This is a genomic window from Pseudomonas sp. SH10-3B (assembly GCF_019891415.1).
Taxonomy (GTDB): Bacteria; Pseudomonadota; Gammaproteobacteria; order Pseudomonadales; family Pseudomonadaceae; genus Aquipseudomonas.
Genome location: NZ_JAFLXD010000013.1, coordinates 14,500 through 26,435, shown reverse-complemented (window position 1 = coordinate 26,435; position 11,936 = coordinate 14,500). Strand labels below are relative to the sequence as shown.

At 58.3% G+C, this 11,936-nt stretch carries 9 protein-coding genes, 1 tRNA gene and 1 pseudogene; 9 read left to right on the top strand and 2 right to left on the bottom strand.

Annotation, left to right across the window (positions count from 1 at the left end; translation table 11 throughout):
- The first annotated feature begins 26 nt into the window (after positions 1 to 26).
- The 5 genes from J1G35_RS12380 to J1G35_RS12360 all read left to right on the top strand — a co-directional run bounded on the left by J1G35_RS12380 (position 27) and on the right by J1G35_RS12360 (position 6,781).
- Positions 27 to 968: a rhodanese-related sulfurtransferase gene (locus J1G35_RS12380; RefSeq protein WP_053129432.1), complete on the top strand. Its 942-nt coding sequence runs from the start codon at positions 27 to 29 to the stop codon at positions 966 to 968.
- Between the two features lie 36 nt (positions 969 to 1,004).
- Complete coding sequence (locus J1G35_RS12375; protein WP_172681448.1) at positions 1,005 to 1,607, top strand: DsbA family protein; 603 nt, start codon at positions 1,005 to 1,007, stop codon at positions 1,605 to 1,607.
- The gene (locus tag J1G35_RS12370; RefSeq protein ID WP_053129438.1) at positions 1,600 to 3,402 is read left to right on the top strand and encodes an ABC transporter ATP-binding protein; all 1,803 of its coding nucleotides are present in this window, start codon (positions 1,600 to 1,602) and stop codon (positions 3,400 to 3,402) included. The genes J1G35_RS12375 and J1G35_RS12370 overlap by 8 nt, the downstream gene beginning before the upstream one ends.
- Positions 3,403 to 3,473: 71 nt before the next feature.
- Positions 3,474 to 5,936, top strand: a complete 2,463-nt coding sequence (locus J1G35_RS12365) for an EAL domain-containing protein (protein WP_223015094.1) — start codon at positions 3,474 to 3,476, stop codon at positions 5,934 to 5,936.
- Positions 5,937 to 5,980: 44 nt separating this feature from the next.
- A complete protein-coding gene (locus tag J1G35_RS12360) occupies positions 5,981 to 6,781 on the top strand; it encodes an iron-containing redox enzyme family protein (protein ID WP_223015093.1) in 801 nt (266 codons plus the stop codon).
- Positions 6,782 to 6,801: 20 nt separating this feature from the next.
- Here the strand turns inward: J1G35_RS12360 and J1G35_RS12355 are convergent, their stop codons facing one another.
- Entirely contained in the window at positions 6,802 to 7,728 is a 927-nt protein-coding gene (locus tag J1G35_RS12355; RefSeq protein ID WP_223015092.1) for a GGDEF domain-containing protein, read from the bottom strand.
- 281 nt (positions 7,729 to 8,009) lie between these two features.
- Positions 8,010 to 9,152: an FMN-dependent L-lactate dehydrogenase LldD gene (gene lldD, locus J1G35_RS12350; RefSeq protein WP_223015091.1), complete on the bottom strand. Its 1,143-nt coding sequence runs from the start codon at positions 9,150 to 9,152 to the stop codon at positions 8,010 to 8,012.
- A gap of 100 nt (positions 9,153 to 9,252) precedes the next feature.
- Here lldD and J1G35_RS12345 point away from each other — a divergent pair, with 100 nt between their 5' ends.
- From J1G35_RS12345 to J1G35_RS12330, 4 genes and pseudogenes are all read left to right on the top strand, one after another.
- Positions 9,253 to 10,176 (top strand): LysR family transcriptional regulator, encoded by a 924-nt coding sequence (locus tag J1G35_RS12345; RefSeq protein WP_223015090.1) that lies wholly within the window; start codon positions 9,253 to 9,255, stop codon positions 10,174 to 10,176.
- 33 nt (positions 10,177 to 10,209) lie between these two features.
- Positions 10,210 to 10,285, top strand: a tRNA-Asn gene (locus tag J1G35_RS12340).
- A gap of 121 nt (positions 10,286 to 10,406) precedes the next feature.
- A pseudogene (locus J1G35_RS12335) lies at positions 10,407 to 10,490 on the top strand (ParA family protein); the annotation flags it as partial.
- A gap of 97 nt (positions 10,491 to 10,587) precedes the next feature.
- Complete coding sequence (locus J1G35_RS12330; protein WP_262417271.1) at positions 10,588 to 11,115, top strand: hypothetical protein; 528 nt, start codon at positions 10,588 to 10,590, stop codon at positions 11,113 to 11,115.
- Positions 11,116 to 11,936: the final 821 nt, after the last annotated feature.

Sequence of the window (11,936 nt, the reverse complement as noted above, 5' to 3'; positions counted from 1 at the left end):
AGGGTAGCCACCTGGAGAGAACACCCATGACTCAACCGATTGTCGTGGCGGCACTGTATAAGTTCGTCACCCTCGAAGATTACGTCGCCCTGCGCGAGCCCTTGCTGCAGGCGATGGTCGACAACGGCATCAAAGGCACCTTGCTGATCGCCGAAGAAGGCATCAACGGCACCGTTTCCGGCAGCCGCGAAGGCATTGATGGCCTGATGGCCTGGCTGAAGAACGACCCACGCATGGACGACATCGACCACAAAGAGTCGTACTGCGATGACCAGCCGTTCTACCGCACCAAGGTCAAGCTCAAGAAAGAGATCGTGACCCTGGGCGTCGAAGGCGTCGACCCGAACAAGAAAGTCGGCACCTATGTCGACCCGCAGGACTGGAACGCGCTGATCAGCGACCCCGAAGTGCTGTTGATCGACACCCGTAACGACTACGAGGTCTCAATCGGCACGTTTGAAGGCGCTATCGACCCGAAAACCACCAGTTTTCGCGAATTTCCCGACTACATCAAAGCCAACTTCGACCCGGCCAAGCACAAGAAGGTCGCCATGTTCTGCACCGGCGGCATTCGTTGCGAGAAGGCGTCGAGCTATATGCTCAGCGAAGGTTTCGATGAGGTCTACCACCTCAAGGGCGGCATCCTGAAGTACCTCGAAGAGGTTCCGCAGGCCGAAACCAAATGGCAGGGCGACTGTTTTGTGTTCGACAATCGCGTGACTGTGCGCCACGACCTGAGCGAAGGCGACTACGATCAATGTCATGCCTGCCGCACGCCGGTGAGCGCCTCCGACCGCGCATCCGAACACTATGTGGCGGGCATCAGCTGCCCCCATTGCTGGGATAAGCTGCCGGAGAAAACCCGTCGCAGCGCGATCGACCGGCAAAAGCAGATTGAACTGGCCAAGGCCCGCAATATGCCGCACCCGATTGGCTTCAACTACAAGCAAACCCCTTCCGAGGCCTGACCCATGTCCGCGCGCCTGCTCTATGTGATGGATCCGATGTGTTCCTGGTGCTGGGGGTTTGCCCCGGTGGCGCAGGCGCTGGTTGAGCAGGCCCAGGCGGCCGGCGTGGACGTGCACCTGGTGGTGGGCGGCTTGCGTACCGGCAGTGGTGCGGCACTGGAGCCGACCACGCGGCGCTACATCCTTGAGCACTGGCAGGCGGTCACCGACGCCACCGGCCAGCCGTTCAAGCGCGACGGCGCGTTGCCCGACGGCTTTGTCTACGACACCGAGCCTGCGTGCCGTGCCATCGTCACTGCGCGCAGCCTGGCGCCGGATTGCGCATGGACCTTGCTGGGCCTGATCCAGCGCGCGTTTTATGTCGAGGGGCGCGACGTGACCCTCGCCAGCGTGCTGGTGGAGCTGGCCGAGGCGGCGGGCATCCCGCGTATCGAGTTTGCCGGCGCGTTCGACCGCGCCGAGCAGCACGCCGCCACGGCGGCTGATTTCACCTGGGTCCAGGACCTGGGCATCGCCGGTTTTCCGACCTTGCTCGCCGAGCGTAACGGCCAGTTGGCGTTGCTGACTAACGGCTATCAGCCGCTGTCCGAGCTGTCGCCGTTGCTCGCCCGTTGGTTGGAGCGAGCTGCCTGTGTATGACCAGCCCAAACGCACTGATCGACTGACTTGGGCGGAAGTTCGTCGCCTGGCCCTGCGCCATAAGAAATCCCTGTGGATCGCCAATGGTGTTGCCGTGTTGGCGACCCTGTGCAGCGTGCCTATCCCCCTGTTGCTCCCGCTGCTGGTGGATGAAGTGCTGCTGGGCCATGGTGATGCCGCGCTCAAGGTGATGAACCACGCATTGCCCCTGGTCTGGCAGAAAGCCGCCGGCTATATCGGCCTGATGCTGCTGGTGACCCTGCTTCTGCGTTGCGGTGCGCTGCTGTTCAACGTGGTGCAGGCCCGGTTGTTTGCGCGCTTGGCCAAGGACATCGTGTACCGCATCCGCGTGCGCCTGATCGAACGGCTCAAGCGTATTTCCCTCGGCGAATACGAAAGCCTGGGCAGCGGTACCGTCACCACCCACCTGGTCACCGACCTGGATACGCTGGACAAATTCGTCGGCGAAACCCTCAGCCGTTTCCTGGTGGCCATGCTGACCCTGGTCGGCACCTCGGCGATCCTGGTGTGGATGCACTGGCAACTGGCGTTGCTGATCCTGCTGTTCAACCCGCTGGTGATCTACGCCACGGTGCAGTTGGGCAAGCGCGTCAAGCACCTGAAGAAATTGGAAAACGACAGCACCTCGCGCTTTACCCAGGCCCTGACCGAAACCCTGGATGCAATTCAGGAAGTACGCGCCGGCAACCGCCAGGGCTTTTTCCTTGGACGCCTCGGCCAGCGGGCCCAGGAAGTGCGCGACTACGCCATTCATTCGCAATGGAAAACCGACGCTTCCAGCCGCGCCAGTGGCTTGCTGTTCCAGTTTGGTATCGACATCTTCCGTGCGGCGGCGATGCTCACCGTGCTGTTTTCCGACCTGTCCATCGGCCAAATGCTCGCGGTATTCAGCTACCTGTGGTTCATGATCGGCCCGGTGGAGCAACTGCTCAACCTGCAATACGCCTACTACGCGGCGGGCGGGGCGCTGACGCGGATCAACGAACTGCTGGCGCGTGCCGACGAGCCGCAGTACGCCGGCGGTGAAGACCCGTTCACCGGACGCGAAACCGTGGGCATCGAAGTGCGTGGCCTGGACTTCGGCTACGGCGAAGACCTGGTACTCAACCAGTTGAACCTGACCATCGCGCCCGGTGAGAAGGTGGCGATTGTCGGCGCCAGCGGCGGAGGCAAGAGCACCCTGGTGCAACTGTTGCTCGGGCTGTACACACCGCTGGCGGGCAGTATCCGTTTCGGCGGTGCCACCCAGCAGGAGATCGGCCTGGAGACCATTCGCGAGCACGTCGCGGTGGTGCTGCAACACCCGGCGCTGTTCAACGACACCGTGCGCGCCAACCTGACCATGGGCCGTGAACGTAGCGACCAAGCCTGTTGGCAGGCCCTGGAAATCGCCCAGTTGGATGCTACCGTCAAGGCACTGCCCTTGGGTCTGGACAGTGTGGTGGGGCGTTCCGGGGTGCGTTTTTCAGGCGGGCAGCGGCAGCGCCTTGCGATTGCACGCATGGTCCTGGCCGAACCCAAGGTGGTGATCCTCGACGAAGCGACCTCTGCCCTGGACGCCGCCACCGAGTACAACCTGCACCAGGCACTGGCGCGCTTCCTCAGTGGCCGTACTACACTGATCATCGCTCACCGTCTGTCGGCGGTAAAACAAGCCGATCGAGTATTAGTGTTCGACGGCGGTCACATTGCTGAGGACGGGGATCATCAGCAACTGATTGCCGATGGCGGCCTGTACGCCAAACTCTATGGACACTTGCAACAAGTGCGTTGATTTAGCCTAGGCTGAGCTATCGGAACCGGATGTTCGCGTGCGTATCCAGCAGTGCATGTGCAAGGGACTTCATGAAGCAAAAGCGGATTCTAGGAACGCCAAGGCTGTTAGGCATTGTCTGGCCCTTTATCGCCGTGGTGTTGTTCCAGGCATTGTTGGGGTGCGTCAGTCTCTACATGCTTTCTGCCGTGCGTGGTTATGTGGCCGGCGAGAGCCTGTGGTCCAAGGGCCAGAAAGACGCTATCTATTACCTGACCCTCTACGCCGATAATCGCGACGAAGCCACCTACCTCAAATACCAGCAGGCCATTGCCGTGCCTCAGGGCGGGCACGAGCTGCGCATTGCCCTCGACGGTCCTGTGCCCGACCTTGCTGCGGCCCGCCTGGGTATCCTCAAGGGCGGCAACCACCCGGATGACGTCTCCAGCCTGATTTGGCTGTACCTCAACTTTCGCCATTTCAGCTACCTGGAAAAAGCCATCCAGCTATGGACGGTCGGCGATGGCTACCTGGTTCAACTCAATGACCTCGCCCGCGAGATGCACCAAGCGGTCACTCGCGACCAGGTCGGCGCTAACGATGTGCGCCAGTGGAAGGCGCACATCATCGCGATCAACGACGGTGTGACACCCGCGGCCAAGGCCTTCAGCGATGCCTTGGGTGAAGGCTCGCGGATGATCCTGCGGTTGCTGGTCATCACTAATCTGGCGACGGCCTTGGGCCTGATCGTACTGGCGCTGTTGCGAACCCATAAGCTGCTGGCCCAGCGTCACGCATTCGCCGATGCGCTGCAGGAAGAGAAAGAGCGGGCGCAGATTACCCTGGAGTCAATTGGCGATGGCGTGATCACCACTGATGTCGACGGTGCGATCACGTATATGAACCCAGCGGCCGAGGCGCTGACCCATTGGAATTCGAACCAGGCCCAGGGCCTGCCGCTGGCCGCGTTGTTCAATTTGTTGGATGACAATGCCCAGCCTGACGGATTCACCCTGATCGAACACATCGTCAAGGGCCAACTCAGCGGCGGCCGAGAACACTCGAAAACGATCCAGCGCCTGGATGGCAGCACGGTCTCGGTCACCCTGGTGGGGGCACCGATCCGCAGCGCCGGCAAGATCTCGGGCGCGGTGCTGGTGCTGCATGACATGACTCAGGAGCGTCAATACATCGCCAACCTGTCATGGCAGGCGACCCATGACGCCCTGACCGGCCTGGCCAACCGCCGCGAGTTCGAATACCGCCTGGAACAGGTGCTGCACCCGGCAGGGCAGGCGCAGAGCGGGCGGCATGCGTTGATGTTCCTGGATCTGGACCAGTTCAAGCTGGTCAACGACACCTGCGGGCATGCGGCAGGCGACGAACTGCTGCGGCACATCTGTGCGCTGCTGCAATCGGACCTGCGCGAAGGTGACACCCTGGCGCGCCTGGGGGGCGATGAATTCGGCATCCTGCTGGAGAACTGCCCGGCAGCGGTGGCGGAAAAAATCGCCGAAAGCCTGCGCCATACCGTGCAAAACCTGCATTTTGTCTGGAAGGGGCGGCCGTTCATGACCACCGTGAGTATCGGGCTGGTGCATATATCGAGCACCCCGACCACCCTGGAGACCTCCCTGCGGGCCGCCGACATGGCGTGCTACATGGCCAAGGAAAAAGGCCGCAACCGGGTGCAGGTGTACCACGCCGATGACTCCGAGCTGTCCGTGCGCTTTGGCGAAATGGCCTGGGTACAGCGTCTGCACATGGCATTGGAGGAGAACCGCTTTTGCCTGTACGCCCAGGAAATCTCACCGCTCGGGCACACCGACGGCGGCAATGGGCATATTGAAATCCTGCTGCGCCTGCACGATGAGGCGGGTCGCGTGATCCTGCCGGACAGCTTCATTCCGGCCGCCGAGCGCTACGGTTTGATGACGTCCCTGGACCGCTGGGTGGTGGAGAACGTATTTGCGCTTATCGCCCGTTGCATCCACGAGCGTCCGGGCCGCCCCATGGCCATATGTGCGATTAATCTGTCAGGTATAACGATTGGCGATGATGACTTTCTCGGATTCCTGCGCGAGAAATTTCATACTTACAATATTCCGCCGAGCATGATCTGTTTTGAAATTACCGAAACCAGCGCCATTGCAAACTTAGGCAGTGCGATCCGCTTTATTAATGAACTCAAGGCCTTAGGTTGCCATTTTTCGCTGGATGACTTTTGCGCCGGAATGTCCTCATTCGCTTATCTCAAACATTTACCTGTAGACTTCCTGAAGATCGATGGAAGTTTCGTAAAGGATATGCTGGACGACCCGATTAACCGCGCAATGGTTGAAGTGATCAATCACATCGGCCATGTCATGGGTAAGCGCACAATTGCCGAGTTTGTTGAAACACCGCAAATCGAACAGGCTCTACTCGACATTGGTGTGGATTACGCTCAGGGCTACCTGATTGAACGACCGCAATTGTTTACCTTTGACAGCCTGCAGTGTCGACCTGTACGGCCGCAGCCTCTGTTATTGAAGGCGCCCGGCACATTCCGCTGAAATCTCTGCTGGTCTGTACATCACACTTAAAAAGGAGCCCGACTGTGATCGACACCTTCAACCGAACCGGCCCGCTTATGGAAGCCTCAAGTTACCCCGCCTGGGCGCAGCAATTGATCCAGGACTGTAGTGAGAGCAAGCGCCGCGTTGTCGAACACGAACTGTACCAGCGCATGCGTGATAACACGCTCAGCGCCAAGACCATGCGCCATTACCTGATCGGTGGCTGGCCTGTAGTGGAACAGTTCGCCTTGTACATGGCACAGAACCTCACCAAGACCAAATTTGCCCGCCACCCTGGAGAGGACATGGCGCGCCGCTGGCTGATGCGCAATATTCGCGTGGAACTTAACCACGCCGATTATTGGGTGCATTGGGCCCGTGCCCATGGCGTCAGCCTGGAAGAGTTGCAGGCGCAGAACGTCCCCCCGGAGCTGCATGCACTGAGCCATTGGTGCTGGCATACCAGTTCGGCCGATTCGCTGATCGTTGCGATTGCCGCGACCAACTACGCCATTGAAGGGGCGACTGGGGAGTGGTCGGCCGTGGTGTGTTCCACCGGCGTCTACGCAGCCGCCTTCCCCGAGGAAGAGCGCAAACGTGCGATGAAGTGGCTGAAGATGCACGCGCAGTACGATGACGCCCACCCCTGGGAGGCGCTGGAAATCATCTGCACCCTGGCCGGGATGAACCCGAGCAAGGCGTTGCAGGTAGAGCTGCGCCAGGCCGTGTGCAAGAGCTACGACTACATGTACCTGTTCCTGGAAAGTTGCATGCGCCTGGAGAAAGAGAAAGCGCCAGTGGCGGTGCGCGAGCGACAGGCGCGCGTCGCCAGCGAAGCCTGATGTAAGGGCGGGCGGGGTGCTTACCCCGCCATCGCCAGGCGGTTGCGGCCTTCGCGTTTGGCCACGTACAGGGCGCTGTCGGCCCGGCGCAACAGGCTTTCGCCAGACTCGGCAGCCAGCAAGGTGGAGCAGCCCAGGCTCACCGTCAATTCGATCCGTGTACCTTCCGCCCAATAATCCTGGGCCTGTGCCGCCTTACGCAAGCGTTCACCCACCATGGCCGCCGCATCCCGGCCGGTGTTGGACAGCAGGATCAGAAACTCTTCCCCGCCAAACCGAAACACCATGTCCACATTACGCAGTTGGCTCTTGATCGCCGCGGCAACGGCGCGCAACACGCTATCGCCCGCAGCATGACCGTGGGTGTCGTTGATGTTCTTGAAGTGGTCGATGTCCAGCATCAATAGGGACAGCGGCTGCATGTGCCGGCGCGCCATATCGATTTCCCGTTGCAGGGTCTGGTCCATGGCAATGCGATTGCCCGTTTCCGTCAACGGATCACGCAGGGCGCTGCGGGTGGCGGCGCGGTACAGCAGCGCGTTGCGCATCGGGTAGAGCAGGGTCGACAACAGGGATTCGAGCTGGCCGAGTTCCTCTTCCAGCAGGCGCTGGTTGCGACGAAAGATCAACTCGCCCAGGTGCTCGCCTTCGTGACTCAGGCTGTAGCTGACCGAATGGTGGCCACGGTGGCCGAACTCCAGGCGCAGGTCACTGGTCTGGTGGCGATAGTGCAGGGCGTCGAGGGGCACCAGGCGCTGAACTTCACGGAAAAACACCGCGAGGATGCGATCCGGCTCCAGGCTGGTCTGCAGCAGCATGCCCAGTTGCTGGCGAAGTTGCGGGACGGTCGTGGGTCGGCGTGGGAGGAGGGATGGCTGACCAAAGCCCAGGCGTTGCAATTTTGCACTGTCGAAGTCAATTGCGTTGGTCTGGGTTGGTGTTTTCATAAGAGAACGGCCTCTAAGCACTTAGCTGTCTTACAGGCTCGATGAGAGTGGCGGGTGCCAAGCGTCTTACTGTTCCGTCAGTTCCGTAAAACATTGGAAACAGTTTAGACCGCTTTGCAAAGGGTTATAACCCCTGGGCCCCGCCGCACGTCTTGTCATCGCTTTACCTGCTTGGAAGGTGTTAGAGCGAGATTCATGCCATTTCGTTTAAATTAATAAAAACCTTTATAAATCAATGACTGTTTTTTACCTCAAAAACAGTCATTGAGCAGTGACGTCAGTTATTTGGCTGATTGCACCAGGATGTTGTGGTCAATCTGGTCAATAGACGTGACGCCGGTCAGCGTCATGGCCACGCGCATTTCCTTGGCGAAGATGTCCAGCAGGTTCTCGACTCCTTGCTGCCCGTCGGCGGCTAATGCGTAGGCGGTTGCGCGCCCCAGCAGGCAAGCCTTGGCGCCCAGGGCCAGCATGCGTACCACGTCCAGCCCGGAGCGGATGCCCGAGTCCACCAGCACCGTCAGATTATCACCCACGGCTTCGGCAATCGCTGGCAACGCCTTGGCGGTGGACAGCACGCCATCCAACTGACGGCCGCCATGGTTGGAGACCACGATGGCATCGGCGCCGAAACTCACCGCGTCCTTGGCGTCCTGGGGGTCGAGGATGCCCTTGATGATCATCGGGCCTTTCCAGAACTCGCGGATCCACTCCAGGTCTTTCCAACTGATCGACGGGTCGAAGTTATTGGCCAGCCAGCCGATGTAGTCTTCCAGATGGGTGGGTTTGCCCAGGTATTTGGAGATATTGCCCAGATCGTGTGGGCGGCCCATCAGGCCCACATCGAACGCCCATTGCGGCTTGCTGACGGCTTGCAGCATGCGCCGCTGCGCCGCGAACGGCCCGGACATGCCCGAGTGGGCGTCGCGGTATCGCGCGCCGGGCGTTGGCATGTCCACGGTGAACACCAAGGTGGTAACCCCGGCAGCTTGCGCCCGCTCCAATGCATTGCGCATGAAGCCACGGTCCTTGAGCACATAGAGCTGAAACCAGATCGACTGCGGGCTCTGCGACGCCACCTCTTCAATCGAACACACCGACACCGTCGACAGGCAGAACGGAATGCCCTTGTTCGCCGCCGCCTTGGCCGCCTGTACTTCGCCGCGCCGCGCATACATGCCGGTCAGGCCGACGGGGCTGAGAATGACCGGCATATCCAGCGCCTGGCCGAACAGGGTGGTCTTGAGGCTCAGGTTGTCGACATTGCGCAGCACGCGCTGGCGCAGGCTGATCTCGGCCAGGTCCGAACTGTTCGCGCGCATCGTGTGCTCGGCGTAAGCGCCGCCGTCGATATAGTCGAACAGGAAGCGCGGCAGCTTGCGTTTGGCCGCTGCGCGATAGTCGGAGGCGGACGAGATGATCATGAAGCGTATCTCCACAAGGCTGGGCGGGTCAGGATAGGCAACTATCTGTCATGATAAAAACAACTTTTATCGCTAGCATCCAGTCGCTAAAGGAATACCCATGAACTTGAGAACGTTGCGCACGTTTGTCGAAGTGGTGCGCCAGGGCGGATTCTCCCAAGCCGCCGAGGTGGTGGCCTTGACCCAATCCACGGTGAGCAAGGCGGTCAAGACCCTGGAGGAGGAACTCGGCATGCCGCTGCTCGACCGCCTGGGCCACCGCAACGAACTCACCGCCGCCGGTGAAATCGCCTACCGTCGTGCCTTGGTGCTGCTCGCCGAACACCACGACCTGGTCGCCGAGATCAACGACCTGCGTGGCCTCAAGCGCGGCGTGCTGCGCATCGGCCTGCCACCGGTGGGGTGTGGTGTACTGTTTGCGACGATGTTTGCTACCTATCGCAGTCGTTACCCGGACATCGACATCGAACTCACCGAATACGGCAGCAAAAGATTGCGCGAGTGCCTGGAAGCGGGGGAGGTCGACCTCGCTGCACTGCTGCTGCCGGTCGACGAAGGCTTCGATTATCAGCCCGTGCGCAACGAACCGCTGATGGCCGTGCTGCACAGGAGCCACCCCCTGGCCCAGCGTCAACGCATCGACTTCGCCGACCTGGCGGACTCGCCGTTCATCCTCTTCGAAGCCGGCTTCGCCCTGAACGGCAAGATCCTCGCTGCCTGCGAGCGCAAAGGCGTGACACCCCGCGTGGCCGCGCGCAGCGGGCAGATCGACTTCATCGTTGACCTGGTCGCCGCCGGTCTCGGCGTCGCCTTCCTGCCACGCATGCTGGCGCACAAACACCAACACGCCGACATCGCCCTGATCCCCCTCGACGAACCCCATACAGACTGGCACATCGCCCTAGCCTGGCGCGCCAGCGCCCACCTGCCACCCGCCGTGCGCGCGTGGCTGGAGCTGGCCAAGGAGCAACAGCTTTCAACCGGTCATGCGGATGAATCCGCCAGATTCTCAGGGAAAGCTTGACTTCTCCTTTTCAATCAGTAACATACGGCGCATTCCGCGATAGCTCAGTTGGTAGAGCAAATGACTGTTAATCATTGGGTCCCTGGTTCGAGTCCAGGTCGTGGAGCCAGATAGGAAAAGCCTGCAGCGATGCAGGCTTTTTTTTGCCTTGGATTTTTCCGGGGTGATCAAAGCGCACAGCGTGGCCAGCATGAATGCATCTCAAATCCTACGATTCAGAGGTAAATATCATGAAAGTCACTGCGGTCGTTTCAACCAAAGGCGGGCCGGGTAAAACCACGGTTGGCGTCAATCTGGGCGCGTTCTGCGCCGATGATCTGGATAATCAGCCTTCGCTGTCGTCGCTCTATGCACCTTCTTGCTCTACCAGGGAAATGTTCCTCAGTCGGTTTTTGATAGCTTGGGGTTGAAATGATGAAGGTTTATCAGGGTAATATTTCTAAAGAGTCGTTGAGTCTGTTTGTTTCAGATATTGGCTCCGGAGAGTTTTTTTCATATGTAGGGCACTTGGTTTCATTAGAACAGGCAATTTCTGTTCTGGGTTTGCTCTCTCCTGATTTTATTGAGGTCAATGGTCACATTTTCTGGCTGCCCAACGCTCAGCAATACGATCCACAAAAATTTCATTTGAACGGGCTGGTTGAGACCGAATCTAGTGTGTTGGAACAAAGTACATCGCGTAGAGACGTTGAACGATACATAAATATTTTTTCAATAAATCAGTTCTTTTCAAAGTGGGAGGATGCACCGGGCAGACCCGTATTTAAAGTGGGTCTGTCGGAAGATGATTATCGTCTTTGTCATTTATTTGCTGAACAGATCACTAGATATTGGAAGCGCGCTTTATCCGATGCCTTTCCAGAGAAGGTATTTCAGTTTGAAATTGCTGACGATCTTCTCGATGAATATGGCGTCTGTCTGACATTTTGGCAGTTGTAGTTTAAAGAGCGCACAGGATGTGTCCGCGTCATTAAAACCACTGCCAGAGACTAAATAATAATTATGCGCTTAGAAATAGTTGAGAAAAGCTTTGTAGAAAAACTTAAGGTAGTCAGTGAGGAATAACGAAGACGTGCTGTAGAAGTGGCTTGCGAACCTGATTTCAGGACTGCCCACTAGAAGTTTTTATTTTTGCCGAGTCTCTTAGGTATCTACAATCTGGTAATAAACTCACGACTAATCAGGTTTTTGGGCTAGATGCTTTAGCTGCACAGTTAGATGAGAATTATTTTGACTTGCAAGGCAGCTTGGACGAAGAGCAAAGCTTAAATGTAGAAGGCCTTCAGCCGTTGATGATGGAACTCAAGAAATCGGGGTCAGACCACTTTTTTATAAAGCCCAGCAGAATTACTCTTTAAAAATTAGAATGTTGGTCTGACTCCTATTTTCTTTCTGATTCGCTTGGGTGGAAGAAAGATCGCCGTCTCAGTAGGATGAATTCGCGAGATGTTTATGTCGGTGGTGATGGTTTTATCTATTCGGTTGATACCCAGCATGGTAGATTCGAGCAGTTAAATGGTAGGAGCGGAGCGCATATGGGAGAGGTTAAGTTCGATCTTAGTCCTGTAGATAATTCAAAAGACTCTTCTGGTGCTCATGATCTGAGGGTAAAGTAATGGCATGTGTTAAGCTGGTTGAGTATGCAGGTGAGCTGATTTCGCGCGGCTATATATTTAGACTGCCAGCAAGTTGGCCGTATGAAAGTGTTGTGGACTTCATGGTTGTTGATCTCCCGGATGAGAAATTTGGGCACTCTTTGG

Bases quoted from the DNA above. Each gene is read 5' to 3' on its own strand.
- J1G35_RS12380 (WP_053129432.1), top strand. From the start codon at position 27: ATGACTCAACCGATTGTCGTGGCGGCACTGTATAAGTTCGTCACCCTC.
- J1G35_RS12375 (WP_172681448.1), top strand. From the start codon at position 1,005: ATGTGTTCCTGGTGCTGGGGGTTTGCCCCGGTGGCGCAGGCGCTGGTT.
- J1G35_RS12365 (WP_223015094.1), top strand. From the start codon at position 3,474: ATGAAGCAAAAGCGGATTCTAGGAACGCCAAGGCTGTTAGGCATTGTC.
- J1G35_RS12355 (WP_223015092.1), bottom strand. From the start codon at position 7,728: ATGAAAACACCAACCCAGACCAACGCAATTGACTTCGACAGTGCAAAA.
- lldD (WP_223015091.1), bottom strand. From the start codon at position 9,152: ATGATCATCTCGTCCGCCTCCGACTATCGCGCAGCGGCCAAACGCAAG.
- J1G35_RS12345 (WP_223015090.1), top strand. From the start codon at position 9,253: ATGAACTTGAGAACGTTGCGCACGTTTGTCGAAGTGGTGCGCCAGGGC.
- J1G35_RS12330 (WP_262417271.1), top strand. From the start codon at position 10,588: ATGATGAAGGTTTATCAGGGTAATATTTCTAAAGAGTCGTTGAGTCTG.